The 25,332-nt window shown below is 67.7% G+C and carries 25 protein-coding genes and 1 tRNA gene; 16 read left to right on the forward strand and 10 right to left on the reverse strand.

Annotation, left to right across the window (positions count from 1 at the left end; translation table 11 throughout):
• Window positions 1-14 precede the first annotated feature (14 nt).
• On the forward strand, window positions 15-1,337 hold the full coding sequence (fahA, locus tag ACZYRS_RS00645; protein WP_463417740.1) for a fumarylacetoacetase: 1,323 nt from the start codon (window positions 15-17) through the stop codon (window positions 1,335-1,337).
• A gap of 54 nt (window positions 1,338-1,391) precedes the next feature.
• Here the strand turns inward: fahA and ACZYRS_RS00650 are convergent.
• The 3 genes from ACZYRS_RS00650 to ACZYRS_RS00660 form a co-directional block, all read right to left on the reverse strand.
• Window positions 1,392-1,467: transfer RNA gene (locus tag ACZYRS_RS00650), tRNA-Gly, on the reverse strand.
• A gap of 65 nt (window positions 1,468-1,532) precedes the next feature.
• Window positions 1,533-2,438 carry an NAD(P)/FAD-dependent oxidoreductase gene (locus tag ACZYRS_RS00655; RefSeq protein WP_463417741.1) on the reverse strand — a complete coding sequence of 302 codons (906 nt, stop codon included), beginning with the start codon at window positions 2,436-2,438 and terminating at the stop codon, window positions 1,533-1,535.
• On the reverse strand, window positions 2,428-2,889 hold the full coding sequence (locus ACZYRS_RS00660; protein WP_463417742.1) for an Rrf2 family transcriptional regulator: 462 nt from the start codon (window positions 2,887-2,889) through the stop codon (window positions 2,428-2,430). The genes ACZYRS_RS00655 and ACZYRS_RS00660 overlap by 11 nt, the downstream gene beginning before the upstream one ends.
• A 259-nt stretch (window positions 2,890-3,148) precedes the next feature.
• On the opposite strand from ACZYRS_RS00660, the gene ACZYRS_RS00665 reads away from it, so the two are divergent.
• On the forward strand, window positions 3,149-3,601 hold the full coding sequence (locus ACZYRS_RS00665; protein WP_463417743.1) for an adhesin: 453 nt from the start codon (window positions 3,149-3,151) through the stop codon (window positions 3,599-3,601).
• A 71-nt stretch (window positions 3,602-3,672) separates the two neighbouring features.
• Here ACZYRS_RS00665 and ACZYRS_RS00670 read toward each other — a convergent pair whose 3' ends face one another.
• The 5 genes from ACZYRS_RS00670 to ACZYRS_RS00690 form a co-directional block, all read right to left on the reverse strand.
• A complete protein-coding gene (locus ACZYRS_RS00670; protein ID WP_463417744.1) occupies window positions 3,673-4,116 on the reverse strand; it encodes a MaoC family dehydratase in 444 nt (147 codons plus the stop codon).
• Window positions 4,117-4,126: 10 nt separating this feature from the next.
• Window positions 4,127-5,413, reverse strand: coding sequence for a benzoyl-CoA 2,3-epoxidase subunit BoxA (gene boxA, locus ACZYRS_RS00675; RefSeq protein WP_463417745.1), 1,287 nt, complete (start codon window positions 5,411-5,413; stop codon window positions 4,127-4,129).
• Window positions 5,414-5,463: 50 nt separating this feature from the next.
• The gene (gene boxB, locus ACZYRS_RS00680) at window positions 5,464-6,891 is read right to left on the reverse strand and encodes a benzoyl-CoA 2,3-epoxidase subunit BoxB (protein WP_198785557.1); all 1,428 of its coding nucleotides are present in this window, start codon (window positions 6,889-6,891) and stop codon (window positions 5,464-5,466) included.
• A gap of 32 nt (window positions 6,892-6,923) precedes the next feature.
• Complete coding sequence (gene boxC, locus ACZYRS_RS00685) at window positions 6,924-8,609, reverse strand: 2,3-epoxybenzoyl-CoA dihydrolase (RefSeq protein WP_463417746.1); 1,686 nt, start codon at window positions 8,607-8,609, stop codon at window positions 6,924-6,926.
• A 126-nt stretch (window positions 8,610-8,735) separates the two neighbouring features.
• A complete protein-coding gene (locus tag ACZYRS_RS00690; protein ID WP_463417747.1) occupies window positions 8,736-9,674 on the reverse strand; it encodes a helix-turn-helix transcriptional regulator in 939 nt (312 codons plus the stop codon).
• A 163-nt stretch (window positions 9,675-9,837) separates the two neighbouring features.
• On the opposite strand from ACZYRS_RS00690, the gene ACZYRS_RS00695 reads away from it, so the two are divergent.
• The 9 genes from ACZYRS_RS00695 to ACZYRS_RS00735 all read left to right on the forward strand — a co-directional run bounded on the left by ACZYRS_RS00695 (window position 9,838) and on the right by ACZYRS_RS00735 (window position 18,938).
• Window positions 9,838-10,332 (forward strand): DUF4863 family protein, encoded by a 495-nt coding sequence (locus ACZYRS_RS00695; RefSeq protein WP_463417748.1) that lies wholly within the window; start codon window positions 9,838-9,840, stop codon window positions 10,330-10,332.
• Window positions 10,329-11,879 (forward strand): 3,4-dehydroadipyl-CoA semialdehyde dehydrogenase, encoded by a 1,551-nt coding sequence (locus ACZYRS_RS00700; RefSeq protein WP_463417749.1) that lies wholly within the window; start codon window positions 10,329-10,331, stop codon window positions 11,877-11,879. The genes ACZYRS_RS00695 and ACZYRS_RS00700 overlap by 4 nt, the downstream gene beginning before the upstream one ends.
• A gap of 34 nt (window positions 11,880-11,913) precedes the next feature.
• Entirely contained in the window at window positions 11,914-13,461 is a 1,548-nt protein-coding gene (locus ACZYRS_RS00705) for a benzoate-CoA ligase family protein (RefSeq protein ID WP_463417750.1), read from the forward strand.
• A gap of 8 nt (window positions 13,462-13,469) precedes the next feature.
• Window positions 13,470-14,279: an alpha/beta fold hydrolase gene (locus ACZYRS_RS00710; RefSeq protein ID WP_463422433.1), complete on the forward strand. Its 810-nt coding sequence runs from the start codon at window positions 13,470-13,472 to the stop codon at window positions 14,277-14,279.
• Window positions 14,276-15,460 carry an ABC transporter substrate-binding protein gene (locus ACZYRS_RS00715; RefSeq protein WP_463417751.1) on the forward strand — a complete coding sequence of 395 codons (1,185 nt, stop codon included), beginning with the start codon at window positions 14,276-14,278 and terminating at the stop codon, window positions 15,458-15,460. The genes ACZYRS_RS00710 and ACZYRS_RS00715 overlap by 4 nt, the downstream gene beginning before the upstream one ends.
• A 182-nt stretch (window positions 15,461-15,642) precedes the next feature.
• Window positions 15,643-16,515, forward strand: a complete 873-nt coding sequence (locus ACZYRS_RS00720; protein WP_198785550.1) for a branched-chain amino acid ABC transporter permease — start codon at window positions 15,643-15,645, stop codon at window positions 16,513-16,515.
• A complete protein-coding gene (locus tag ACZYRS_RS00725) occupies window positions 16,512-17,471 on the forward strand; it encodes a branched-chain amino acid ABC transporter permease (RefSeq protein ID WP_463417752.1) in 960 nt (319 codons plus the stop codon). The genes ACZYRS_RS00720 and ACZYRS_RS00725 overlap by 4 nt, the downstream gene beginning before the upstream one ends.
• A complete protein-coding gene (locus tag ACZYRS_RS00730) occupies window positions 17,468-18,235 on the forward strand; it encodes an ABC transporter ATP-binding protein (RefSeq protein WP_463417753.1) in 768 nt (255 codons plus the stop codon). The genes ACZYRS_RS00725 and ACZYRS_RS00730 overlap by 4 nt, the downstream gene beginning before the upstream one ends.
• Window position 18,236: 1 nt before the next feature.
• Entirely contained in the window at window positions 18,237-18,938 is a 702-nt protein-coding gene (locus ACZYRS_RS00735; RefSeq protein ID WP_013538565.1) for an ABC transporter ATP-binding protein, read from the forward strand.
• A gap of 104 nt (window positions 18,939-19,042) precedes the next feature.
• Here the strand turns inward: ACZYRS_RS00735 and ACZYRS_RS00740 are convergent, their stop codons facing one another.
• The gene (locus ACZYRS_RS00740) at window positions 19,043-19,954 is read right to left on the reverse strand and encodes a LysR family transcriptional regulator (protein ID WP_463417754.1); all 912 of its coding nucleotides are present in this window, start codon (window positions 19,952-19,954) and stop codon (window positions 19,043-19,045) included.
• A gap of 107 nt (window positions 19,955-20,061) precedes the next feature.
• Between ACZYRS_RS00740 and ACZYRS_RS00745 the strand changes: the two genes are divergently transcribed.
• Both ACZYRS_RS00745 and ACZYRS_RS00750 read left to right on the forward strand, forming a co-directional pair.
• Window positions 20,062-20,805: an SDR family NAD(P)-dependent oxidoreductase gene (locus ACZYRS_RS00745; protein ID WP_463417755.1), complete on the forward strand. Its 744-nt coding sequence runs from the start codon at window positions 20,062-20,064 to the stop codon at window positions 20,803-20,805.
• 37 nt (window positions 20,806-20,842) lie between these two features.
• Window positions 20,843-21,067 (forward strand): tautomerase family protein, encoded by a 225-nt coding sequence (locus tag ACZYRS_RS00750; protein ID WP_463417756.1) that lies wholly within the window; start codon window positions 20,843-20,845, stop codon window positions 21,065-21,067.
• A 21-nt stretch (window positions 21,068-21,088) separates the two neighbouring features.
• Here the strand turns inward: ACZYRS_RS00750 and ACZYRS_RS00755 are convergent, their stop codons facing one another.
• Window positions 21,089-21,802, reverse strand: a complete 714-nt coding sequence (locus tag ACZYRS_RS00755; RefSeq protein ID WP_198785544.1) for a Crp/Fnr family transcriptional regulator — start codon at window positions 21,800-21,802, stop codon at window positions 21,089-21,091.
• A 124-nt stretch (window positions 21,803-21,926) separates the two neighbouring features.
• Here ACZYRS_RS00755 and ACZYRS_RS00760 point away from each other — a divergent pair, with 124 nt between their 5' ends.
• Genes ACZYRS_RS00760 through ACZYRS_RS00770 form a run of 3 tightly spaced genes read left to right on the forward strand, consistent with a single transcriptional unit; the run spans window position 21,927 to window position 25,053 of the window.
• Complete coding sequence (locus ACZYRS_RS00760; protein ID WP_463417757.1) at window positions 21,927-22,850, forward strand: beta-keto acid cleavage family enzyme; 924 nt, start codon at window positions 21,927-21,929, stop codon at window positions 22,848-22,850.
• 47 nt (window positions 22,851-22,897) lie between these two features.
• A complete protein-coding gene (locus tag ACZYRS_RS00765; RefSeq protein WP_463417758.1) occupies window positions 22,898-24,112 on the forward strand; it encodes an ABC transporter substrate-binding protein in 1,215 nt (404 codons plus the stop codon).
• Window positions 24,109-25,053, forward strand: a complete 945-nt coding sequence (locus ACZYRS_RS00770; RefSeq protein WP_463417759.1) for a 3-hydroxyacyl-CoA dehydrogenase NAD-binding domain-containing protein — start codon at window positions 24,109-24,111, stop codon at window positions 25,051-25,053. Before ACZYRS_RS00765 ends, ACZYRS_RS00770 begins: the two co-directional genes overlap by 4 nt.
• The last annotated feature ends 279 nt before the right edge of the window (window positions 25,054-25,332 follow it).

Consider the following 25,332-nt stretch of genomic DNA (forward strand, 5'->3'; position numbering starts at 1 on the left):
AGAAAACCACGGCCATGACCGAACTCAACCACACGCACGATGTCGACGCCCGCAGCTGGGTCGAAAGCGCGAACGCCGCGGGCACCGACTTCCCGATACAGAACCTGCCGTTTGCGGAGTTCCGCCGCATCGGCAGCCCCGAGCCGTTTCGCGGCGGCGTGGCCATCGGCGACCAGGTGCTCGACCTCGCGGCGCTGGCAGCCGGCCAGCATGCCGACGGGCTCGCGCTCGATGCGGCGCGGGTGGCCGCGCTGCCCGCGCTGAACGACTTCTTCGCGATGGGTCCCAGCGCCTGGCGGGCGTTGCGCCATCTGGTCTTCTCGCTGTTGCGAAGCGATGCGCCGGCCTCGACCGTGGACGACGTGCGCAAGTGCCTCGTGCCGCAGTCCGAGATCGAGTACACCGTGCCCGCGCGCATCGGCGACTACACCGACTTCTACACATCGATCGACCATGCGCTGAACATCACGCGCCTGTTCAATCCCGAGGGCGACGTGACGCCGAACTTCCGCTGGATTCCGACGGCCTACCACGGGCGCGTCTCGACCATCGGCGTGAGCGGGCAGCGCTTCCACCGGCCGATGGGGCAGACGCTGGCGCCCGGCGCGAAGGCGCCCACATACCACGCGTGCGCGCGGCTGGACTACGAGCTCGAACTCGGTGTGTGGATCGGCGAAGGCAACGCGGCCGGCGAGCCGATTCCGCTCGAGCGCGCGGAAGAGCACATCTTCGGCATCTGCCTGCTCAACGACTGGTCGGCGCGCGACATCCAGTTCTGGGAGATGGCGCCGCTCGGCCCCTTCCTCGCGAAGAACTTCGCGACCACCATCTCGCCCTGGATCGTGACGATGGAGGCGCTCGCGCCCTACCGCCAGGCCTGGACGCGGCCTGCCGACGACCCGCAGCCGCTCGACTACCTGGAGAGCCGTGCGAACCGCGACAGCGGCGCGATCGACATCAGCCTGGAGGTGTGGCTCGAAAGCGATAAGGCGCGCGCGGACCAGAGCGGCCCGTCACGCCTGTCGCGCACGAGCTTCAAACACCAGTACTGGAGCGTGGCGCAGATGGTGGCGCACCACACGATGGGCGGCTGCCAGCTGAATGCGGGCGACCTGTTCGGCAGCGGCACGATCTCGGGCCCCGGGCCGGGCGAGGCCGGCGCGATCATCGAACTCACGCGCGCGGGGCAGAGCCCCGTGGCGCTGGCCAACGGCGAGCAGCGCGGGTTCCTGGAAGACGGCGACGCGGTGCTGCTGCGCGGCTGGTGCGAGAAGCCGGGGCATGCGCGCATCGGGTTCGGTGAGAGCCGTGGAACTGTGCTGCCGGCGAAGCGCTGAATACGCGACGCCCAAAGAAAAGGCCACCGGTGAGGTGGCCTTTTGCATGAAATGTGGAGCGGGAAAAGAGTCTCGAACTCTCGACCTCAACCTTGGCAAGGTTGCGCTCTACCAACTGAGCTATTCCCGCATTTCGAGGGTCGAATTATAGAGGGCTCGGAGCCCGTTTTTTCCGAGCCCGAGAAAAAAGTGGGGTCAAGCGTCCAACAGCATGGCGCGGTGCAGCGATACGCCGGCCATCACACCCTCGGCAGAGGCCAGCGTGGCGTTGTGCATCTGCATGGCCGCATCGCCTGCGGCGAACACGCCGGGCACGGTGGTCATCTTCATCGCATCGATTCGGATCACGGGGCCGGCGTGGCCCTCATCGAACGCGCACCCCAGTTGCTCCGCGAGGGGGCTGCCGGGGCGCGTGCGCGGGACCATGAACAACGCCTCCAACGGCACGATGCGGCCGTCCTCGAGGCGAACGCCCGACAGGTCCTTCGCCGGCCCCTCCAGCGCCGCGATGCGGCCCGGCTCGATCGCGACGCCGCGCGCCTGCAGCTTGCCCCGCACCTCGTCGTCCACCGTGTTGTTCCCGTTCAGGAAGAGCGTGGTCGGGCCCCATTCGGCGATCAGCATCGCGTGCTCCGGCGGGTGCGGCGCTTCGACCAGGACGCCGAGCCTGCGGCCGCTGAATTCATAGCCGTGGCAGTACGGGCAGTGCAGCACGCTCGTGCCCCAGCGCTCGCGCACGCCGGCGATGCCGTCCGGAAAACCGTCCTGCACGCCGAACGCCAGCAGGAGCTTGCCGGCCGAGAGCTGCCGGTCGCCATCGAGCGATGCGACGAATCCGCCCGCACCATCGGCCTCGGCGCTCGCCACGCGGCCTTCGATGAAGGTGACGCTCGGATAGGCCAGCAGCTTGGCGCGTGCATCGGCAATCATCTTCAGCGGCGGCACGCCGTCTTGTCCGAAGAAGCCGTGCGCGGCGGCGGCGAAGCGGTTGCGCGGCGCGCCCGCGTCGACCACGCACACGTTCTTGCGTGCGCGCGCGAGCTGCATGGCAGCGGAGAGGCCGGCAAAGCTGCCGCCCACGACGAGAGCGTCATAGCGCATGTTCAATGTCCTTCCTGGTGAAGCCGCCGCCTGTCATGCGGCGATGAAAATCTTTCGAGAGATCGGCCAGCGTGATGCTGTTGAAACGCTTGAGCAGCAGGGCCTCGGCCGCATCGAAGGCGTCGTCGAGCGCCGCGTTCACCGCCTGCTCGACGATGCAGCCGGGGCTCTCGGTGCGGTTGCCCATGGCCAGCAGCGCGGGCGCGCCGACGGCGTTGTGGATGTCGGCCAGCGTCACGCGCGAGAGCGAACACGACAGCACCCAGCCGCCGCCGTGGCCTTTGGCCGAACTCACGAAGCCGGCCTGCCTGAGGCCCGCCATGAGCCGGCGCACCACGACCGGGTTGGTGTGCATCGCCGCGGCGAGCGACTCGGAGGTGATGGGGCCGTCCATCTCGGCCATGTGCAGGAGCACGTGGAGAACGCCGGAAAGCTTGCTGTCTCGTTTCATGCAACATTATTAGTTGCATGAGATTTTTCATGTCGATGCCGACTCGCTTTGACCCTGCCCGGTGAAAGGTTTGCAAGCCTTTAGCAGCGGCGCGCCCTAACGCACGGCACCACTTTCCCGACGACGGACACGTCCCACAAGCGAGAGCGAACGCTCCGCACACGGCGACAGGGTGCGAGGTGGTCACGGTAGCGACCGAACTGGCCCCGAAGCCGGTTCTTGTCAGTCAGTGACCATTCAAACGAAAGGACAGTCACCCATGAAGCAACAACAAAACAAATCCATCTTCGTCGGCGCCTTGCTCGCAGGCCTTCTTGCCATGAGCGGTTTCGCCCAGGCACAGGGCGTGGGGGTCGGCGTGGGCGTGAATGCCGATGTGAATACGTCGGGCACGGTCAAGGCCGCACCGGCGCAAGGCAGCGCAGGCGCAAGCACGGGCACCGCTGCCGGCGCGAACACCTCCGCCAACGGCAATGCGGGCAACGCAACCGGCGGCCTGGGCAACACAGTCGGCGGTGTGGTCGGCGGCGCAACGGGCGCCGTGGGTGGTGCCACCGGCGCGGCGGGCGGCGTCACGAACACCGTGGGCGGCACGCTGAACAGCGCGACCGGTGCGGTCGGCTCGGCCGGCAGTGCGGTCAAGCCGTCGGGCGCCGGCGTGGGCGCGAAGGCGAGCGGCAAGGGCTCGGGTGCGGTCAACGTAACCAAGTAAGCCTGCGCACAACCGCTGAAACGAAAAAGCCCGCGGTGCTCATGCGCCGCGGGCTTTTTTTCCTTTGCGATTCAGTCCGCGGCTTCGAGCCTGAAGAGGCTCGTGACGTCCACGTCGAGCACCATCAGTTCACGCTGATTGAAGAGCCGCCAGCGCCAGCGCAGGATGCCGAGCGTCGGCCGCTTCTCGGAGCGCCGCACCTCGATCACATCGGCCACGAGCCGCAGGGCATCGCCGGGCCGCACGGGGTTGGGCCAGCGCACATGCTCGAGCCCCGGCGAGGCAAACGATTCGGAACCCTCGAGCGCCGCCTCGACCACGAGGCGCATCGCGATCGCGCAGGTGTGCCAGCCGCTCGCGATGAGGCCGCCGAAGGCGCTGTCCGCAGCCGCTTCGGCGTCGGTGTGGAACCACTGCGGGTCGTACGTCCTGGCGAACTGCACCAGCTCGGCTTCGGTGAGCACGTAGGGCCCGGCCTCGATGACCTGGCCCGCATGGAAGTCGGCGAACTTCATCCGCCGCAGCTCAGTAGGTTTCCAGGTGCAGGCGGCCTTCGCGCTTGAGCGACGCGCCGACCGTGTCCCAGTCGAGCCCCGCTTCCGTCGCCACGTCGCGCAGCGCGAGCACCACGCCCTCTTCCATGCTCTTGAGGCCGCACACGTAGAAGTGGCTGCTGCCGTCTTTCAGCAGCGCGGCCAGGTCCGCGGCGCGCTCGCGCATCAGGTCCTGCACGTAGCGCTTGGGGTTTCCGGGCGTGCGCGAGAACGCGAGGTTGATGTCGATGAAGTCCTTGGGAAGCGACTGTAGCGGGCCGAAGTACGGCAGCTCCTGCTGCGTGCGCGCGCCGAAGAACAGCATGAGCTTGCCGCCTTCGAACTTGCCGCTCTTGCGCAGGCGCCGGCGCCATTCGGTCATCGCGCGCATCGGTGCGCTGCCGGTGCCGGTGCAGATCATCACGATGTGCGACTTGGGGTGGTTCGGCATCAGGAACGAGGCGCCGAAGGGCCCCACCACCTGCACCGTGTCGCCCACCTTCAGGTCGCACACGTAGTTGGAGCACACGCCCAGCACCGGGTCGCCCTGGTGGTCCTCCGTCACGCGCTTGACGGTGAGCGAGACGTTGTTGTAGCCGGGCCGCTCGCCGTTGCGCGGGCTCGCCACCGAGTACTGGCGCGCATGGTGGCGCTTGCCGATGGCATCCACGCCCGGCGGCACGATGCCGATCGACTGGCCTTCGAGCACCGGGAACGGCACCACGCCGAAGTCGAGCACGATGTGGTGGGTCTCGCTGTCGAAGCCGGCCTCTGTGCAGTTGAAGTTGCCGACCACCGTGGCGGTCGTCGGCGTCTTCGGCGGGAAGAGGTTGGTGTACGCATGCGCGGCCGACCACGGGGGCACGGTGGCGCCGTACTGCGCGGAATTGAAGACGGCCTCCACGGACTCGACAGCGGCGACCTGCGTCGGCGCCGTTGCAGCGGGTGCTGCGGTTTCATCGCCCGCATCGGCGGAAACGCTCGCGGCTTCGAGCTCTTCGGGCGTCAGCTCCGCGGGCAGTTCTTCCCAGGTGAGCTGTTCTTCGATGGTGTACGCGCGCACCAGCGGCATCGTGCGCCAGTTGTCGATGGAGCCCGTCGGGCACGGCGAGATGCAGGCCATGCAGCCGTTGCAGATGTCGGCCCGCACGACGTAGTTGTTGTCGTCGTGCGTGATCGCGTTGACGGGGCAGGTGGCCTCGCAGGTGTTGCAGCGGATGCAGATCTCGGGGTCGATCAGGTGCTGCTTGATGACCCCGGCTTCAACGGCCATGTCCATGTTGTTCTCCATCCCCTCGCCGTGGGGGCGAGGGATTCATATCCAGGCGCTCAGCCGAAGCGCACGTACTCGAAATCGACGGGCTGGCGATTGATGCCCATCACCGGCGGCGAAATCCAGCCTGCGAACTTGCCCGGCTCCACCACGCGGCCCATCAACGATGCCACGAAAGCGAAGTCTTCGGAACTGGGCAGCCATTCGTCGCGCTTGGCGGCCCATTCGATCTCGTTCACCACGCGGCCCTCGGGCGACATCTTGATGCCGGCGAGCGCGCCGATCTGGCGGTTGAAGGCCTTGTGCGGCACGACCAGGCGGGTGGCGATGCCGGCCTTCTCGAGCACCTTGTTCCAGCGGCCGACGCCGGCCACCGAGTCCTTGATGAAGTCGTCGCGCAGCACTTCATTGAGCGCGTTGAGCATCGGCACGTCCTTCTCCACCAGCTGGCCGTCCTTCACCTCGAGCACCTTGTAGGTCTGGCCCTTCAGGATGTGGTCGTCGGTGCGCTTGCCTTCCTCGTAGCGGCCCTTCAGGCCCGAGCTGTAGAAGATGGCCGCGTTGCTCGACTGGTCGGCGCCGAACAGGTCGATGGTCACGCTGTAGTGGAAGTTCAGGTAGCGCTGGATCGTGCCCAGGTCGATGCAGCCCGCGGCGCGGATCTTCTGCGCGTCGTCGGTCTTCAATTCGTTCATCACCTGCGCGGTGCGCGCGATGACGCGCGAGACGCCGCTCTCGCCCACGAACATGTGGTGCGCCTCTTCGGTCAGCATGAACTTGGTGGTGCGCGCGAGCGGATCGAACGCGCTCTCGGCCAGCGCCGACAGCTGGAACTTGCCGTCGCGGTCGGTGAAGTAGGTGAACATGAAGAACGCGAGCCAATCGGGCGTGCGTTCGTTGAAGGCGCCCAGGATGCGCGGGTTGTTCTCGTCGCCCGAGGTGCGCTGCAAGAGCGCGTCGGCTTCTTCGCGGCCGTCGCGGCCGAAGTGCTTCTGCAGCAGGTAGACCATCGCCCACAGGTGGCGGCCTTCTTCCACGTTGATCTGGAAGAGGTTGCGCAGGTCGTACATCGACGGGGCCGTCAGGCCCAGGTGGCGCTGCTGCTCGACCGACGCGGGCTCGGTGTCGCCCTGCGTCACGATGATGCGGCGCAGGTTGGCGCGGTGCTCGCCGGGCACGTCCTGCCAGGCCTTCTCGCCCTTGTGATCGCCGAAGTGGATCTCGCGGTTCGCGTCGCCCGGGTTCAGGAAGATGCCCCAGCGGTAGTCGCGCATCTTCACGTGGCCGAACTGCGCCCAGCCCTGCGGATCGACGCTCACCGCCGTGCGCAGGTACACGTCGTGGTTGGTCGAGCCTTCGGGGCCCACGTCGTCCCACCAGTTGATGAAGTTGGGCTGCCAGCCTTCGAGCGCGCGCTGCAGCGTGCGGTCTTCGCCGAGGTTGACGTTGTTGGGGATCTTCTCGCTGTAGTTGATCGTGCTCATCGTTGTTCCTTGGGTTGTACGGGGCTGCCGGTTCAAACGCGGTTCATGTCGAAGCCGGCCTTTTCGCCGGTGCCGTAGACCTTCAGCGCGCCCTTTTCGCCGACGGCGTTGGGGCGGTTGAAGATCCAGTTCTGCCAGGCGGTGAGCCGGCCGAAGATGCGGGTGGCCATGTTCTCCTTGCTCGCGAAGCGCAGGTTGGCTTCCAGGCCGGTGAGCGCATCGGGCGACATGGCGGCGCGCTCCTCGATGGCGATGCGGATCTCGTCGTCCCAGTCGATGTCGTCGGGCGCGGCGGTGACCAGGCCGAGCTTGAGGGCCTCGTCGGCTTCCAGCGGCTTGCCCGCTGCTGCGCGCGCGGCTTCGAGCGGCGCGGCTTCTTCGTAGAAGCGGCGTTGCAGGCGGCTTTGGTCGTTCACCATCGGGAAGAAGCCGAAGTTGAATTCGTCAAGCGTGAGCTTCGGTGCGCGCTCGGCGTCGTCGGGCAGCGCGAGCATGTAGGTGCGGTCGGCCGCGAAGGCCAGCTCGGCCAGCGTGCCGGCGAAGCACGAGCCGGCCTCGACCAGCGCGAACAGGCTGCGCGACGACACGTCCAGGCGCGCCAGCGTGCGGCGCAGCGCGCCAATGGTTTCGCGCACGAGCCAGTGGTCCTTGTTGGCGAGCATCACGGCGTCCGACGCGAGCACGGCCTGGGCATCGCCTTCGGTCTTGAGCAGCCAGGTGCCCACGTCGAGTTCGTTGGTGCGCAGGTTGAGGATCGCGTCGTCGAGTTCGCGGCACATCGCGAGCGGCCACCAGGCGGCGCCCGCGGCTCCGATGGCGGCGATGTCGGCCGGCTGCGCGCCGGTGGGCGCCTTCACGGTGATCGTCGCGGTGCGCTTGCTGCGGTCGATCTGGATGTCCACATGCGAGTAGCTGATGCCATCGGCGCTGTCGGTGCGTTCCAGGCGCGTGAGCGCCACGCCCTTGCCGTTCGCGGGGCGATCGCTGCCGGCGGCCAGCTGCGAGGCGCGCTCCTGCACGGCCGCGGCGAACTGCGCGGGCTTGGCCACCGCATCGACCAGCCGCCAGTCGACCGCGCGCTGGCCGCGCACACCTTCGACGCTGGTGCAGAAGATGTCGGCCAGGTCATGGCGCACATGGCGCTTGTCTGTCACGCGCGTCAAGCCACCGGTGCCGGGCAGCACGCCGAGCAGCGGCACTTCGGGCAGCGAGACGGCCGAGGAGCGGTCGTCCACCAGCAGGATCTCGTCGCAGGCCAGTGCGAGTTCGTAGCCGCCGCCGGCGCAGGCGCCGTTCACGGCGGCGAGGAATTTCAGGCCCGAGTACCTGGACGTGTCTTCGATGCCATTGCGGGTTTCATTGGTGAACTTGCAGAAATTCACCTTCCAGGCGTGGCCCGAGACGCCCAGCATGAAGATGTTGGCGCCCGAGCAGAAGATGCGGTCCTTGCCGCTGGTGACGATCACGCTGCGCACTTCGGGGTGCTCGAAGCGCACGCGGTTGAGCGCGTCGTTCAGCTCGATGTCCACGCCCAGGTCGTAGCTGTTGAGCTTCAGCTTGTAGCCGGGGCGGATGCCGCCGTCTTCCGCGATGTCGAGCACCAGGCGGGCGATGGCGCCGTCGAAGCTCAGGGACCAATGGCGGTACTGGTCGGGTGCCGTGCGGTAGTCCACGCGGGTGGGCGCCTGGAGCGAAGTGGGGGTCGCGGTGTCGGTCATACGGAAGTCTCCTGTGGGGCAGATGCAAACCGGAAGAATAATGCATCTTCTGGTTCCGATGACATGCATCATGCTGCATGCAAACAGGCAAGTCAATGCCTGTTGTGCTTTTTTTCAAACTTCAGGTCAGGCGCCCAGGCCCATCGACTGGCGCGTGGCGGCGCGCAGGGACTGGAAGCTCTGCGCCAGGCTCTTGCCGCTGGTGTCCACCGAGAGATCGGCTTTCGAATAGAAGGCGGCGCGGCCATTCAGGATGCGGCGCAGGTCCTCCATCGCTTCCTTGCTGGCGGCCATCGGGCGGGTGTCGCCCTGCGCGGCCACGCGGCCCATGTGCTCCTCGGGCGCGGCCTGCAGCCACACGGTGGTGCAGTGCGCGAGCAGCTCGTTGAAGGTGGCGGGGTCGGAGACGATGCCGCCCGGCGTGGCGATCACCACTTCGCTGTAGATCTGCACGGCCTCCTCGAGCGCGCGGCGCTCGTAGCGGCGGTAGGCGTTGGTGCCGTAGAGGTCGTGGATCTCGCGCACGCTGCAGCCCGCGAGCTTCTCGATCTCGCGGCTCAGTTCGACGAAGGGCACGTCCAGGTCGTCGGCGAGCATTTGCCCGAGCGTCGACTTGCCCGCGCCGCGCAGCCCCACGAGCGCGATGCGGCGATGCCGCGCCGGATCGACAGAGGCTGTGCCGAGCAGTTCACCGAGCGCCACGCGCACGCGGCGCAGGTCGGTTTCGCTGCGGTTCTCCAGGAGTTCGCGGATCAGCAGCCACTCGGGCGAGCTGGTGGTCACGTCGCCGACCAGCTCGGCCAGCGAGCAGTGCAGCGCGCCGGCCACCTGCTGCAGCACCAGGATCGATGCGTTGCCGATGCCGTATTCGAGATTGGCCAGGTGCCGCTCCGACACGTCGGCCGAAATGGCCACCGCCTTGCGCGTGAGGCCGCGCTGCGCGCGCAGGTTGCGCACGCGATCGCCCAGTGCGGCCAGCAGCGGGTTCTTGGCCTCCCCGGCCGGTGCGGCGTGGTTGCCGCTTTCTGGCGCGGTGGCCAGCACCGCGTCTACATGCTCGTTCATGCCATTCCTCGTTCTTGGCCGGGATTGTGCGCGCTCAGGGTAAACACCATACATGCACTATATTGCTTGACACCCATTGTCTCGATGCTTATTGTTCGGCCACAAGCAAGATACTGCACACACGGTATTCCTGCAAGGTAGTTCCAAAGTTCGAGGCCCCACGATGTCCGACAGCAGCAACCCCGCCACCGGCAAAGAAGCATTTCACCAGTTGATCGCCGGCCTGACCGCCGAGATCGCCGGCAAGCCGCTCGACGCCCAGCTCGACCAGTGGCTCAACGCGACCCACGGCGCGGGCAGCGCGCGCTTCGAGCAGTTGCGCCAGGCCTGCATCGGCGGTGTCGCCGAAGGGTGGCTCTGCGAGCGCGAAGGCGGCGGCATCAAGTACGGCCGCGTGTTCAAGGCCGAAGACGCGCTGCACCGCTTCTCGGTCGACGTGGTCGACATGCAGGACATCGCGGGCCCGCACCACACGCACCCCAACGGCGAGATCGACCTGATCATGCCGCTCGACGAAAGCGCCAGTGCCACCTTCGACGGCCGCCCCGCCGGCTGGTGCGTCTACGGACCCGGCACCGCGCACCGCCCGACCGTCGCGCAAGGCCGCGCGCTCGTTCTCTATCTCCTGCCCGAAGGGCAGATCAAGTTCACGCAATGACCGAACTCCTATCCAACCACGTCGCCGGCCGCTGGCAGCGCGGCTCGGGCGCCGGCACGCCGCTGGTCGATCCGGTGCTGGGCACCGAGCTCACACGCGTCGATGCCACGGGGCTCGACCTGCCCGAAGCCTTTTCCTTTGCGCGCGAACAGGGCGGCAACGCGCTGCGCGCCCTCACCTACCGCCAGCGCGCCGGCCTGCTCGGCGCGATCGTGAAGGTGCTGCAGGCGAACCGCGATGCCTATTACGAGATCGCCACCGCGAATTCGGGCACGGTGAAGAACGACTCGGCCGTCGACATCGACGGCGCGATCTTCACGCTCGGCCAGTACGCCAAATGGGGCGATGCGCTCGGCGACGTGCGTGCGCTGCGCGATGGCGACGCGGTCAAGCTCGGCAAGGAGCCGGTGTTCCAGTCGCAGCACCTGCAGGTGCCGACGCACGGCGTGGCGCTGTTCATCAACGCCTTCAACTTCCCGTCGTGGGGCCTGTGGGAAAAGGCCGCGCCGGCCTTGCTCTCGGGCGTGCCCGTGATCGTGAAGCCCGCGACGGCCACCGCCTGGCTCACGCAGCGCATGGTGCGCGACGTGGTCGATGCGGGCGGGCTGCCGGCCGGCGCGCTCTCGGTCATCTGCGGCAGCTCGGCCGGCCTCATGGACCAGCTGCAGCCGTTCGACGTAGTCTCCTTCACCGGCTCGGCCGAGACGGCGGCCGTGATCCGCTCGCACCCCGCCGTGGCCGCGCGCTCGGTGCGCGCGAACATCGAGGCCGACAGTCTCAACAGCGCCCTGCTGCTGCCCGGCGCTGTGCCCGGCAGCGATGCGTTCAACCTGCTCGTGCGCGAAGTGGTGCGCGAGATGACGGTCAAGTCGGGCCAGAAGTGCACCGCCATCCGCCGCATCCTCGTGCCGGCCGAGGTGTACGACGCTGCCGCCGAAGCCATCGGCGCAAAGCTCGCGGGTGTCACGGTCGGCAATCCGCGCAACGAGAGCGTGCGCATGGGTTCGCTCGTGAGCCGCGCGCAATTGAATGCGGTGCGCGACGGGCTCGACGCCCTCGCCGCGCAGACCACCGTGCTGCACGACAGCCGCAGCAAGCCGCTGATCGACGCGGACCCTGCCATTGCCGCCTGCATCGGCCCGGTGCTGCTGGGCGCGCGCGATGCCGATGCGGCGCAGCGCGTGCATGACGTGGAAGTGTTCGGACCGGTCGCCACGCTGCTGCCCTACCGCGATCTGGCGCACGGCATCGCGCTCGCGCACCGCGGCCAGGGCTCGCTCGTCACTTCGCTCTATGGCAGCGACGACGCCGCGCTCGCGCAGGCGGCGCTCGCCGTCGCGCCGAGCCACGGCCGCGTCCACGTGATCACCCCCGAGGTGGCGCAAGCCCACACCGGCCACGGCAACGTGATGCCGATGTCGATGCACGGCGGCCCCGGCCGCGCGGGCGGCGGCGCCGAGCTGGGCGGCCTGCGCGCGCTCGATTTCTATCACCGCAGGAGCGCGGTGCAGGCGAGCCCCGGCGTGCTCGCCGCCCTCGGCCTCTAGCAGCAACCGAGTGAGGCCCCAAGGAGACAACACGATGAGCCTGCCCGCACGATTCAATTTCGCCGAACACCTGTTCGCCCTCAACCGCGGCCGCGCCGGTCGCACCGCCTACATCGACGACCGCGGCACGCTGAGCTATGGCCAGCTCGAAGACCGCGCGCGCCGCCTGGCCGCCGCGCTGAAGGCCGCCGGCGTGCGCCGCGAAGAGCGCGTGCTGCTCCTGATGCTCGACAACAACGACTGGCCCGTGAGCTTTCTCGGCTGCCTCTACGCCGGCGTCGTTCCCGTGGCCGTCAACACGCTGCTCACGCCCGAGGACTACGCCTACATGCTCGATCACAGCCGCGCACAGGCCGCGCTGGTGTCGGGCGCACTGCTGCCGACGCTGCAGGACGCGATGGCGCGCGGCGCGCACGAGCTGCAGGCGCTGATCGTCTCGCAGCCCACCGGCGCGCTGCCCGCCAACGCACAGGCCTTCGACGACGCCATCGCCAACGCCGAGCCGCTGGCCGCGCCGGCGAACACCGCCTCCGACGACCCGGGCTTCTGGCTCTATTCCTCCGGCTCCACCGGCAAGCCCAAGGGCACGGTCCACACGCACGCCAACCTCTGGTGGACCGCCGAGCTCTACGGCAAGCCGGTGCTCGCGCTGACCGAGGACGACGTGTGCTTCTCGGCCGCCAAGATGTACTTCGCCTACGGCCTGGGCAACGCGCTGACCTTTCCGCTCACGGTCGGCGCCACCGTCGTGCTGATGGCCGAGCGCCCCACGCCCGACGCCACCTTCCGCCGCTGGACGGAGCACAAGCCGACCGTGTTCTTCGGCGCGCCCACCGGCTTCGCGGGCATGCTGGCTTCGCCGAAGCTGCCGGCACGCGACACCGTCGCACTGCGCATGTGCTCGTCCGCCGGCGAGGCCCTGCCCGGCGAGATCGCGCAGCGCTTCAAGGCGCACTACGGCTGCGAGATCATCGACGGCATCGGCTCGACCGAGATGCTGCACATCTTCATCTCCAACCGCCCCGGCGACGTGCGCTACGGCACCACGGGCAAGCCGGTCGAAGGCTACGACGTCGAGCTGCGCGGCGAAGACGGCCGCCCCGTGCCCGACGGCGAAGTGGGCGACCTCTACATCCGCGGCCCGAGCTCGGCGCTCATGTACTGGACCAACCGCGAGAAGTCGCGCGACACCTTCCAGGGCGGCTGGACCAAGAGCGGCGACAAGTACACGCGCGATGCCGACGGCTACTTCACCTACGCGGGCCGCAGCGACGACATGCTGAAGGTCAGCGGCATCTACGTCTCGCCCTTCGAGGTCGAGGCCACGCTGATGCAGCACCCCGCCGTGCTCGAGGCCGCGGTGATCGGCAAGGAAGACGCCGAAGGGCTCACCAAGACCAAGGCCTTCGTCGTGCTGAAGGACGGCGCCGCCGCGACCGAGGACGAGCTCAAGGCCTTCGTGAAGGAGCGCCTCGCGCCCTACAAGTACCCGCGCTTCCTCGAATTCGTGAGCGAACTGCCGAAGACGGCTACCGGCAAGATCCAGCGCTTTCGCTTGCGCGAGCGCGAGAAGCAGGCGTGACCACAGCGATGCACACGCCCGACTTCGCCACCATCGACTGGCGCGGCCGCGCCGTGCAGGTCGAGTGCGCATGGATCGCCCCCGAGCGCACCGGCGCGCCGCTCATCGTCTTCCTCCACGAAGGCCTCGGCTCGGTCGCGATGTGGAAGGATTTCCCCGCGCAGGTCTGCGAAGCCGCCAACGCCCGCGGCCTCGTGTTCTCGCGCCCGGGCTACGGCCGCTCCACGCCGCGCGGCGACGACGAGATCTGGGACGTCGACTTCATGCACCGCCAGGCGCACGAAGTGCTGCCCGCCCTCTTCGCCGCGCTGAAGCTCGGCGATGAAAAACCCTGGCTCTTCGGCCACAGCGACGGCGGCTCGATCTCGCTGCTCTACGCCTCGCGCTTCCCCGACCGCGTGGCGGGCCTCGTGGTGCTCGCGCCGCACATCTTCGTGGAAGACGTGACCGTCGCGAACATCGAGCTCGCGCGCACAGCCTACCTCTCGACCGACCTGCCGAAGAAGCTCGGCCGCTACCACGCGAGCGCCGATTCCGCCTTCTGGGGCTGGAACCGCATCTGGCTGCACCCGCCCTTTCGCGACTGGAACATCGAACAGGAACTCGACACGATCCGCTGCCCCGTGCTCGCCATCCAGGGCATCGATGACGAGTACGGCACGCTCGCGCAGGTCCGCGGCATCGCAGCGCGCGTCGACGGCGATTGCGAACTCGTGGAAATCCCTGAATGCGGGCATTCCCCGCATCGGGATCAGCCGGATCGTGTCATCGTCGCGACCGCCGCTTTCATCACCAAGAACAGGAGACAGACACCATGACCGCCATCCCCAACGCACGCCTCGCGCGCCTCGCGCTCACCGCCATCGCCTTCGCCGCCCTCGCATCGGCGGCCGGCGCCCAGGGCACCGGCAAGCTCAAGGTCGGCCTGATGCTGCCCTACAGCGGCACCTACACCGCGCTGGGCGTGGCCATCGAGAACGGCTTCAAGCTCTACGTGGACGAACAGGGCGGCAAGCTCTCGGGCCGCGAGATCGAATACTTCAAGGTGGACGACGAGTCCGACCCCGCCAAGGCGACCGACAACGTCAACAAGCTCATCAAGCGCGACAACGTCGACGTGATCGTGGGCACCGTGCACTCGGGCGTCGCGATGGCCATGGCCAAGGCCGCCAAGGAAAGCGGCACCGTGCTGATCGTGCCCAACGCCGGCGCCGACGCGGTGACCGGCCCGATGTGCGCGCCCAACATCTTCCGCAGCTCGTTCAGCAACTGGCAGCCGGCCTACGCGATGGGCGAGGTCGCGGCCAAGCAGCAGGGCAAGAAGAAGGCGATGACCATCACCTGGAAGTACGCGGCCGGCGACGAGTCGGTCAACGGCTTCAAGGAAGGCTTCGAGAAGAACGGTGGCAAGGTCGACAAGCAGCTCACGCTGCCCTTCCCCAACGTCGAGTTCCAGGCGCTCCTGACCGAGATCGCCGCGGCCAAGCCCGATGCGGTGTACGCCTTCTTCGCGGGCGGCGGTGCGGTGAAGTTCGTCAAGGACTACCAGGCCGCGGGCCTGAACAAGACCATTCCGCTCTACGGCCCGGGCTTCCTGACCGACGGCACGCTCGATGCGCAAGGCGAATCGGCGCAAGGCATGCTGACCACGCTGCACTATGCGGACGGCCTGAACACCGCGCGCGACAACGCATTCCGCGTGGCATACGCCAAGTCATTCAAGCTGCAGCCCGACGTGTATGCGGTGCAGGGCTACGACGCGGCGCAGATGCTGGGCGTGGGCCTTGCCGCCGCCAAGGGCGACATCGGCAAGAAGGCCGAGTTCACCGCCGCCATCGAGAAGGCCAGGATCGACAGCCCGCGCGGCACCTTCACGATGAGCAAGTCGCACAACCCGGTGCAGGACATCTATCTGCGCAAGGTGGATGGCAAAGAGAACAAGCTGGTCAGCACCGCGATCAAGAGCCTCGCAGATCCGGCGCGCGGCTGCAGGATGTAAACCGCGCACGCACGCGCTCCACGCCCCAACCGTTCGTTCCACACCACCTCACCACCGCCGTTCGGGCTGAGCCTGTCGAAGCCAGGGCACAAGCCGCGAAAGCCTTCGACAAGCTCAGGCCGAACGGACAGTCGAACGGATGGTGAGGGGTCTTCGTCTTTGCTTCCAACCGGTATCAACCAGTGGATTTCGGAACCTTCCTCGTCCAGTGCCTGAACTCCGTTCAGTACGGACTGCTGCTCTTCCTCGTGGCATCGGGCCTCACGCTGATCTTCGGGATCATGGGCGTGATCAACCTCGCGCACGGCAGCTTCTACATGATCGGCGCGTACCTGGCGTTCTCGCTCGCGCCGCTGTTCGGCGACCAGTTCCTCCTGATGCTGGTGGCCGGCGTGGTGCTCGCGGCCATCTTCGGCTACCTGCTCGAATGGGCCTTCTTCAGCTACCTCTACCAGCGCGACCACCTGCAGCAGGTGCTCATGACCTACGGGCTCATCCTGGTGTTCGAGGAGCTGCGCTCCATCCTCGTGGGCAACGACGTGCACGGCGTGAAGGTGCCCGCATGGCTGGACGGCAGCTTCGCGCTGGGCAACGTCATGAGCTACCCGTGGTACCGGCTCTTCGCCTCGGCCGCGTGCATCGTGCTCGCGGTCGGCTTGTACTGGGTGGTGAACCGCACGCGACTGGGCATGATGATCCGCGCCGGCGCGAGCAATCGCGACATGGTGCGCGGGCTGGGCATCGACGTGAAGCGCCTTTACCGCATCGTGTTCGCAGCGGGCGTGGCGCTCGCGGCGCTGGCCGGGATGATCGCCGCGCCGATGTCCTCGGTGTATCCGAACATGGGCGCGAGCGTGCTCATCATCTGCTTCGTGCTGGTGGTGATCGGCGGCATCGGCTCGATCACCGGCGCGCTGCTGGCCTCGCTGCTGGTGGGCTTCGTCGACACCTTCGGCAAGGTGTTCTTCGCCGACCTGAGCGGCATCGGCATCTACCTCCTGATGGCGATCGTGCTGATCTGGAAGCCCGAAGGGCTGATGGGGAAGCGGTCATGAAGAAGGGCGCATTCCTCGTGCCCGTGGCCTGTGCGCTGCTCATCGGCATCGCCGGCCCGTTGATGGGCAACTACGCCTCGGACTTCGTCGTGAAGGTGATGATCCTCTCGATCTTCGCGCTGAGCCTGGAGCTCCTGGTCGGCATGACCGGCCTCGTGAGCCTGGGCCATGCGGCGTTCTACGGCATCGGCGCGTACGTGACGGTGCTCGCATCGGGCAGCGAAGGCGGCAACTTCGCGCTGCTGCTGCCGATGGCCATGGGGGCGGCGGCGCTCTACGCGCTGTTCGTCGGCGCACTGAGCCTGCGCACGCGCGGCGTGTACTTCATCATGGTGACGCTGGCTTTCGCGCAGATGGCCTTCTTCGTGTTCCACGACACCAAGGTCGGCGGCGGCAGCGACGGCATCTACATGTACGTGCGCCCGGCCCTCGGCGCGCTCGACCTGGAGAACCGCATGGTGCTGTTCTACGTGGTGCTCGCGTCGCTCGCGTTCACCTACGGGCTCCTCGCGCTCATCCGCCGCTCGCGCTTCGGCGCGGCGCTCGCGGGCATCCGCGTGAACGAGCAGCGCATGCGCGCGGCGGGCTTTCCGGTGTACGGCTACAAGCTCGCGGCCTTCGTGCTGGCGGGCGCGCTCGCGGGGCTCGCGGGCTTTCTGCTCGCCTCGCGCGACGGCGTGGTCAACCCCGAGCTCATGGCCTGGCACAACTCGGGCGAAGTGCTGCTGATGGTGATCCTCGGCGGTCTCGGCCACCTGCGCGGCGCGGTGATCGGCGCGATCGCGTTCACGCTGCTGAAGGAAATCTTCTCGACGCATGCCGTGATGGGGCCGCTGGCGGACCACTGGCAGCTCACGCTGGGCCTCGCGATCATCGTGTTCGTGGCGTGGCTGCCCAAGGGCCTGATCGGGCTTGTCAAGCGCATCTCGCCCAAGGGCGAAGGAGCCGCATCGTGAGCACCGCCGCGAACACGACCACCGCCCTTCTTTCGGTCGAATGCCTCACGCGCCGCTTCGGCGGCCTCACCGCGGTGAACGCCGTCACGCTCGACCTGCATGTCGGCGAAGTGCATGCGGTGATCGGCACCAACGGGGCGGGCAAGTCCACGCTCATCAACATGCTCTCGGGCGAGATCGAGGCCTCCGAAGGCCGCATTGCGCTCGATGGCATCGACATCACGCAGCGCGCGCAATCCAGGCGCGCGCGCGACGGCGTGGGCCGCAGCTACCAGCGCACGACGATCTTTCCGGAGTTCAGCGTGCACGAGAACTGCCGGCTCGCCGCGCAGGCCGCGACTGCGCGGCCGTGGGCGATCTGGCAGGCCTCGCAGCGCTGCGCGGCGAGCAACGCGGCGGCCGATGCGGCGCTCGAAGCCGCGGGCCTCGCGAACGAAGCCCTGCGCATTGCCGGCACGATGAGCCACGGCGCGCAACGCCAGCTCGAAGTGGCGATGTGCCTGGCCACGCAGCCGCGCGTGCTGCTGCTCGACGAGCCGCTCGCCGGCATGGGCGCCGAGGAAACCGACCGCATGCTCACGCTGCTCGCGCGCTTGAAATCGACGCACGCGATCCTGCTGGTGGAACACGACATGGACGCGGTCTTCCGCATCGCCGACCGCATCACGGTGATGGTGAACGGCACGGTGATCGCGACCGGCGACCCGACCTCGATCCGCGAGAACCCCGAGGTGCGCACGGCGTATCTCGGAGAGGACCACTGACATGCTGATCGTGCGCGACCTCAACACCTACTACGGCAACAGCCACATCCTGCGCGGCGTGCATGCCGGCATCCCGACGGCCACCTCGGTGGGCCTGCTCGGACGCAACGGCATGGGCAAGACCACGCTCATCCGCAGCATGATGGGCTACGTGCGGCCCGCCTCGGGCGAAGTGCAGGTGGACGGCCGCACCGTCACCGGCTGGCCGCCCGAGAAGATGGCGCGCCTTGGCATCGGCTACGTGCCCGAGGGCCGCGGCATCTTCCCGAACCTCTCGGTGCGCGAGAACCTCGTGATGAGCGAGCGCGCGGGCATCGACGGGCGCCGCGCCTGGACCTTCGACCGCGTGATGGCCACCTTTCCGCGGCTGGCCGAGCGCCTCTCGCACGGGGGCCAGCAGCTCTCGGGCGGCGAGCAGCAGATGCTCTCGATCGGCCGGGCGCTGATGACAAACCCGCGCCTCTTGATCCTTGACGAAGCCACCGAAGGCCTCGCGCCGCTGATCGTGGCGGAGATCTGGCGCGTGATCGGCGAGATCCGCAGCACCGGCATCGCCACGCTGATCGTGGACCGCGACTACCGCAAGGTGCTCGCGCACACCGACCTCGCGGTGGTGATGGAGAAGGGGCAGATCGTGCGGCACGGAGCGTCGGCCGATCTGCTGGCGGAGCCGCAGGCGCTGGAAGAATTGCTGGGCGTCTGACTGCCGTTTGTGCTGAGGCTTCGCAGACAACAAACCGTTCACGCTGAGCCTGTCGAAGCGCCGCGCAAAGCTTCGACAAGCTCAGCCCGAACGGCTTTGTTCGATCACACAGCCCGCTGCGCCATCAGAAAATCGATGAACACCCGCATGCGCAGCGGCACATGCCGCCCGTCCGGGTACAGCAGCGTGTAGGGGCGCGAGCGGCCCGCGAAGGGTTTGAGCACTTCGACGAGCGTGCCGTCGGCGATCTCCTTCTCCACCACGAAGCGGTAGGTCTGGAACAGCCCGGCGCCGCTCCTGGCGAGCGTGACGCCACCGAGCACATCGTCCGAGCAACTGTAGGCGCTGTCCGCGAAGACCTCGCGGTCCTTGCCGTCTTCCTTGAAGAGCCACGAGATGCGCCGCCCGCTGCTGGGCAGTTCGAACTGGATGCACTCGTGCGCCGCAAGGTCGTCCGGCGTGCGAGGCGTGCCGGCTTTCTTCAGGTACTTGCGCGTCGCGACCACCACGAGCGCCGCGTCTTCCAGGTGCCGCGCGATCAGCGTGGAGTCGGGCTGCGCGCGCACGCGCACGGCCATGTCGTAGCCCTCTTCCACGAAGTCGATGTTGCGGTTGCTCAGGTGCACGTGCAGCCGGATGTCGGGAAAGCGTTCGCGGAACGCCGGCAGCATCGGCAGGATGCGGTGATGGCCGTAGGTGGTCGGCACGCTGATGCGCAGCGTGCCCGAGGGCTTGGCCTGCTGGCCCATCACTTCGCGCTCGGCCTCAGCCAGTTGCGCGAGCGCCTGGCGGCACTGCGCGAAGTACGAGCGCCCCGCGTCGGTGAGCCGCACGCTGCGCGTGGTGCGCACGAACAGGCGCAGGCCCAGCCGCTTTTCCAGGCGCGAGATCGAGCGGCTGACAGCCGCCGGCGTCACGCCTGCCGCAAGCGCCGCCGAGGTGAAGCCGCCCGTTTCCGCCGCGAGGCAGAAGAGTTCGATGCTGCCGAGAAGGATGTCGCCGAACTGCCGCTGCATGGGATTGATTACCTCGCGTATCAAGTGAAGTACGAGTCTAGTGATTTATCTATGTGCGTGTCATCAATACAGTTCACCTCACGTCATCAACTTCTGGAGAACCCGACATGCAAGACAGCACATCTACCCCCACCGTCGTCATCACCGGCGCCTCGAGCGGCATCGGCCTGGGGCTCGCGCAGGCGTACCTGGAACGCGGCTTCAGCGTGGTCGCGAATGCGCGCACCGAAGAGCGGCTCGCGGCCGCCGCCAAGCAACTGGGCAACCCCGCGCGCTTCCTCGGCGTCGCAGGCGACATCGGCCGGCGCGACACGGCGGAACAACTCATCGCTCGCGCGGTGGAGCGCTTCGGCCAGGTCGACGTGCTCATCAACAACGCGGGCATCTTCAATGCCAAGCCCTTCATCGACTACACCGAGGAAGAGTTGGACCAGCTGGTCGTCACCAACCTCAAGGGCTTCGTCTACGCCTCGCAGGCCGCGGCGAAGCACATGATCCCGCGCCGCAAGGGCCACATCGTGAACATCACCGCGGGCATCGCGCTGCAGCCGAACCTGAAGGTGCCGGCCCTGGTGCCCGTGCTGGTCAAGGGCGGCATCAACGCCGCGACGCGCGCACTGGCGCTGGAACTCTCGCCGCACAACATCCAGGTGAACGCGGTGGCGCCCGGAATCGTCGACACGCCGATGCACCCGTCCGAGAACCACGGTTTTCTGAGCGGCCTGGCGCCCGCCGGCCGCATCGCGACCGTGCGCGAGATCGCCGATGCGGTGCTGTACCTCACCGGCGCGGGCTTCACCTCGGGCGTGGTGCTGGCGGTGGATGGCGGCGCGAGCGCCGGCACCTGGTGATCGCCTCGTTCACGCACACATCGCCAAGGAGCACACCATGCCTTTCGTCAATCTGAAGATCACCCGCGACGGCGTCACGCGCGAGCAGAAGACCCAGGTCATCGCCGAGTTCACCGAAGTCCTCGAGCGCGTGCTGAAGAAGCCACCAGAGTGGACGCACATCGTGATCGAGGAGATCGATACGGACGACTGGGGGTTTGGAGGGGTGACGACGACCGAATACCGCAAGCGCCTTGCGGAGGGCGCCAAGAAAGCGCAATGAAAGCGAACGGGCGCTGACGGCCTACTCGATAAACCGCCGCAGCCCCTCCAGATCGATCACGGTGATCCCCCCGTACTCGATCCGCAGAAACCCCGCCTCCTTCAAGCGGTTCAACGCCGCATTGCACCGTTGCCGCGACACCCCCGAGAGATTCGCGATCTCCTCCTGCGAAGTCTGCAGGTACGGCTCGCTTCCCGGATGCAGCCACGGGTGGAAGAGCCCCGCGAGCGCGCGCGCCACCTGGCTGTCGGCGTCGAGCAGGCGGTGCGCCGCGTAGTTGCCCATGAACCAGTGCAGCCGCTCGTTGATCTGCTGCAGCAAAAAATGATCGAAGCCGCGCTGCGTGCGGTGCAGCCACTCGAAGGTCTCCAGCGGCAGTCGCGCCACGCGGCTCGCGCGCAGCGCGATGATGTCGGCCGAGCGCGGCACCGCGCGCAGCAGCGTGCCTTCGCCGAACCAGCTGCCGACGGAGAGCGCGCCGAGGGTCACCGAGCGGCCGTCGCTGGAGGTGATCGACCACTTGAGCAGCCCCTCCAGCGTGCCGTACCAGTGCAGCGGCGTGTCGCCGCGCCGGCACAGCGCGGCGCCGGCGGCCACCTCGACTTCGCGCATCTCGTCGCGCACGCGCTCGGCCGCGTCCGCATCGAGCAGCGGAAACCAGGCCGAGCCTTGCAGCAGTTGAGGAATGGTCAGCGATGCCGCCGCGATGGCCGGCTCCGCCTTCTTCGTGGGCATGGAATGAAGCTCCTGGAGGCTTGGGTGTGTAAACCCTGAGCCCAAATGTCGTCGCGATGACTGAGTGTGCATGCGCTCCCAAAAATAATAGCGCGCCCCTCATGCAAGACACCAGGAAAACGCCATGTCGTCCAAGCGCAAAGTGATCGTGACCATCGCCCCCACCGGCGGCATGGCGCACAAGTCGCAGAACCCGCACCTTCCCACCCAGCCCGCCGAGATCGCCGCCGACGTGCTGCGCTGCTGGAACGCCGGCGCGAGCGTGGTGGCGATCCATGCGCGGCGGCCCGACGATGGCGCGACCTGCAACGCCGATGTCTACCGCGACATCAACAGCCGCATCCGCGCGGGCGGCTGCGACATCGTCATCAACAACTCCACCGGCGGCGGCGTGCACGGCGACATGGTCAAGCCGCTCGCGGGCGACCGCTGGGAGATCGCGTGGGAAGAGCGCATCAAGGGCATGGACGCCGGCGCCGAGATGTGCACGCTGGACGCGACCACGCTGAACCTGAGCTTCGAGGGCAAGCAGATCCTGATGGACACGCCCATCACGCGCGGGCGCGAACTCGCCGCTGGCATGAAGGCGCGCGGCATCAAACCCGAGTGGGAGGTGTTCAGCCCCACGCACATCCTGCAGGACGCGACCACGCTGATCGGCGAGGGCCACGACGAGGAGCCCTACTTCATCAACCTGGTGATGAACGTGCACCGCAACTTCCAGAACGCGATGCCGTACTCGCCGCGCTTCCTGCAGATGATGGTGGACACGCTTCCCAAGGGCAGCATCTTCTGCGTGAGCGGCATCGGCCCCTCGCAGCTCGAAGCCAACGTGGCGGCGCTGCTGCTGGGCGGGCATGCGCGCGTGGGGCTCGAAGACAACCTCTACTTCCGCCACGGCGAGCTGGCCACCAACGTGCAGCTCACCGAGCGCATCGTGCGGGTGATCCGCGAGCTGGACATGGAAGTGGCCACGCCGGCCGAGGCGCGCCAGATGATGGGGCTGCCGCGCACCGGCACGCCGCGGCCCGAGTTCGCGCTGGGCTGAACGAACAAACGATCGAACGAACAACTACAACGACCGGAGACAAGACCATGAACACCCATCTCTCGCGCACTGCGCTGGCCATCGCACTCGGCGCCGCCTTCGCCACCACCGGCGCTTCGGCGCAGGTGTCGGACGACACCATCCGCATCGGCTTCATCAGCGACATGTCGGGCATCTACCGCGACTACGACGGCCCGGCCGGCGCCGAGGCCATCCGCATGGCGATCACCGACATGGGCGGCGCGATCGACGGCAGGAAGATCGAGCTGGTCACCGCCGACCACCAGAACAAGCCCGACATCGCCGCGGCCAAGGCGCGCGAGTGGTTCGACGTGCAGAAGGTCGACATGCTGATCGCGGGCGTCAACTCCGGCGCGGCCATCGCGATGGCGGGCGTGGCGGCCGACAAGAAGAAGCCGTACTTCGTGGTCGGCTCGGGCGCATCGAGCCTCACCAACGAATACTGCTCGCCCTACACGGTGCACTACGCCTACGACACGGTGGCGATGGCGCGCGGCACCGCGAGCGCGGTGGTCAAGGCGGGCGGCAAGAGCTGGTACTTCGTGACCGCCGACTACGCCTTTGGCGCGGCGCTGCAGACCGATGCGGCCAAGATCATCAACGCCAGCGGCGGCACGGTCGCGGGCTCTGTGAAGCACCCGCTGGGCGCGAGCGATTTCTCGTCGTTCATGCTGCAGGCGCAGGGCTCGAAGGCGCAGGTGCTGGCGCTCGCCAACGCGGGCGGCGACACGGTGAACGCGATCAAGTCGGCGGCCGAGTTCGGCATCAGCAAGAACATGAAGCTGGCCGGCATGATCATCACCATCAACGACGTGCACGCGCTCGGCCTGAAGACCTCGCAGGGCATGTACCTCACCGACAGCTGGTACTGGAACCAGAGCCCCGAAGCGCGCACCTGGGCGCGGCGCTTCTTCGACAAGCACAAGCGCATGCCCTCCTCCTTCCACGCCGGCGACTATTCGGCCGCGCTGCAGTACCTGCAGGCGGTGAAGGCCGCGGGCAGCGACGATGCCGACAAGGTGATGGCGCAACTTCGCAAGACCAGGTTCAACGACATGTTCGTCAAGGGCGGGTGGCTGCGCGACGACGGCCTCATGGTGCACGACATGCAGCTGATGCAGGTGAAGACGCCCGACGAATCGAAAGAGCCGTGGGACTACTACAAGGTGGTCGAGCCGATCCGCGGCGAGGCCGCATGGACGACGAAGGCAGAGAGCCGCTGCGCGCGGTGGAAATCATGACCCTCCTGAATGTGCACCGCGTCGCGGTCGTCGGCACCGGCGTGATCGGCGCGAGCTGGGCCGCGTACTTCCTCGCGCACGGCCTGGACGTGAACGCGACCGATCCGTCGCCCGGCGCCGAAGACCGGCTGCGCGCCGCGGTGGCGCAGCATTGGCCGACGCTCGCGCGCTTCGGCCTCGCCGAGGGTGCCTCGGTGGACCGGCTGCGCTTTCACGACAGCCTGGAAGACGCGGTGTCCGTCGCCGACTTCGTGCAGGAGAACGGCCCCGAGCGCATGGACTTCAAGATCGACCTGTTCCGTCGCATGGACGCGGCCGCGCCGCCGGAGACCATCCTCGCGTCGAGTTCGTCGGGGCATGCGATCAGCGGCGTGCAGTCGGGCTGCGCGCATCCGCAGCGCGTGGTGCTCGGGCATCCGTTCAATCCGCCGCACCTGATTCCGCTGGTGGAGGTGATCGGCGGCGAGCAGACCTCGGCCGAGGCCATCGACCGCACGATGGCGTTCTACGCGGCCATCGGCAAGCGGCCGATCCACGTGAAGCGCGAGGTCAAGGGGCACATCGCGAACCGGCTGCAGGCGGCGCTTTGGCGCGAGGCCTTCCATCTCGTCAACGAAGGCGTGGCGAGCGTGGCGGACATCGACACGGCGATCGCGCACGGCCCCGGCCTGCGCTGGGCGGTGATGGGACCGTTCATGAACCTGCATCTGTCGGGCGGTGCGGGCGGCATCGAACATGTGCTCGCGCACCTGGGCGGGCCGATCGAGGACTGGTGGAAGGACCTGGGCGCGCCGTCGATGACGGCCGAGCTCAAGCAGAAGGTCACCGAGGGTGTCGCGCATGAACTGGGCGCGCGCCGCACCAGCGACCTCGAAGCCGCACGCGACACCCTGCTGTTAGACCTGATTCGCGCGAAGGCCGATACCGGCAAGCTCGGCTAGATGAAACCTTGCTCTTCGGTGCGTTGCGCTGCGCGTTCAGGGTGCGATCCCGCCGACGGGGTACCTTGCTCCGCGAATGTCCCCCGCCTTCGGCTCCTCCTTGATTTCGCTGCGCAAGGCACCCCATCGGCGTGCTCGTTTTCAGAGCGGTCGTTGATCGCCGATCACCAGCAACGTGCCCGAGTGCGCAGGGCATCGGGTACTCCCCGCAGCGAAATCAAGGAGGAGGGCGAAGCCCGGGGGACATTCGCGGAGGGGAGTACCCGGTGGCCTGTGCAC

This window comes from Variovorax sp. AC194, assembly GCF_979257995.1.

Coding starts and splice junctions, on each gene's coding strand:
- ACZYRS_RS00770 (WP_463417759.1), top strand. CDS start 24,109: ATGACCCTCCTGAATGTGCACCGCGTCGCGGTCGTCGGCACCGGCGTG.
- ACZYRS_RS00760 (WP_463417757.1), top strand. CDS start 21,927: ATGTCGTCCAAGCGCAAAGTGATCGTGACCATCGCCCCCACCGGCGGC.
- ACZYRS_RS00715 (WP_463417751.1), top strand. CDS start 14,276: ATGACCGCCATCCCCAACGCACGCCTCGCGCGCCTCGCGCTCACCGCC.
- ACZYRS_RS00765 (WP_463417758.1), top strand. CDS start 22,898: ATGAACACCCATCTCTCGCGCACTGCGCTGGCCATCGCACTCGGCGCC.
- ACZYRS_RS00670 (WP_463417744.1), bottom strand. CDS start 4,116: ATGAAGTTCGCCGACTTCCATGCGGGCCAGGTCATCGAGGCCGGGCCC.
- ACZYRS_RS00660 (WP_463417742.1), bottom strand. CDS start 2,889: ATGAAACGAGACAGCAAGCTTTCCGGCGTTCTCCACGTGCTCCTGCAC.
- ACZYRS_RS00750 (WP_463417756.1), top strand. CDS start 20,843: ATGCCTTTCGTCAATCTGAAGATCACCCGCGACGGCGTCACGCGCGAG.
- ACZYRS_RS00705 (WP_463417750.1), top strand. CDS start 11,914: ATGAGCCTGCCCGCACGATTCAATTTCGCCGAACACCTGTTCGCCCTC.
- ACZYRS_RS00655 (WP_463417741.1), bottom strand. CDS start 2,438: ATGCGCTATGACGCTCTCGTCGTGGGCGGCAGCTTTGCCGGCCTCTCC.
- boxA (WP_463417745.1), bottom strand. CDS start 5,413: ATGGACATGGCCGTTGAAGCCGGGGTCATCAAGCAGCACCTGATCGAC.
- fahA (WP_463417740.1), top strand. CDS start 15: ATGACCGAACTCAACCACACGCACGATGTCGACGCCCGCAGCTGGGTC.
- ACZYRS_RS00690 (WP_463417747.1), bottom strand. CDS start 9,674: ATGAACGAGCATGTAGACGCGGTGCTGGCCACCGCGCCAGAAAGCGGC.
- ACZYRS_RS00665 (WP_463417743.1), top strand. CDS start 3,149: ATGAAGCAACAACAAAACAAATCCATCTTCGTCGGCGCCTTGCTCGCA.
- ACZYRS_RS00695 (WP_463417748.1), top strand. CDS start 9,838: ATGTCCGACAGCAGCAACCCCGCCACCGGCAAAGAAGCATTTCACCAG.
- ACZYRS_RS00725 (WP_463417752.1), top strand. CDS start 16,512: ATGAAGAAGGGCGCATTCCTCGTGCCCGTGGCCTGTGCGCTGCTCATC.
- ACZYRS_RS00700 (WP_463417749.1), top strand. CDS start 10,329: ATGACCGAACTCCTATCCAACCACGTCGCCGGCCGCTGGCAGCGCGGC.
- ACZYRS_RS00745 (WP_463417755.1), top strand. CDS start 20,062: ATGCAAGACAGCACATCTACCCCCACCGTCGTCATCACCGGCGCCTCG.
- ACZYRS_RS00710 (WP_463422433.1), top strand. CDS start 13,470: ATGCACACGCCCGACTTCGCCACCATCGACTGGCGCGGCCGCGCCGTG.
- ACZYRS_RS00735 (WP_013538565.1), top strand. CDS start 18,237: ATGCTGATCGTGCGCGACCTCAACACCTACTACGGCAACAGCCACATC.
- ACZYRS_RS00740 (WP_463417754.1), bottom strand. CDS start 19,954: ATGCAGCGGCAGTTCGGCGACATCCTTCTCGGCAGCATCGAACTCTTC.
- boxB (WP_198785557.1), bottom strand. CDS start 6,891: ATGAGCACGATCAACTACAGCGAGAAGATCCCCAACAACGTCAACCTC.
- boxC (WP_463417746.1), bottom strand. CDS start 8,609: ATGACCGACACCGCGACCCCCACTTCGCTCCAGGCGCCCACCCGCGTG.
- ACZYRS_RS00755 (WP_198785544.1), bottom strand. CDS start 21,802: ATGCCCACGAAGAAGGCGGAGCCGGCCATCGCGGCGGCATCGCTGACC.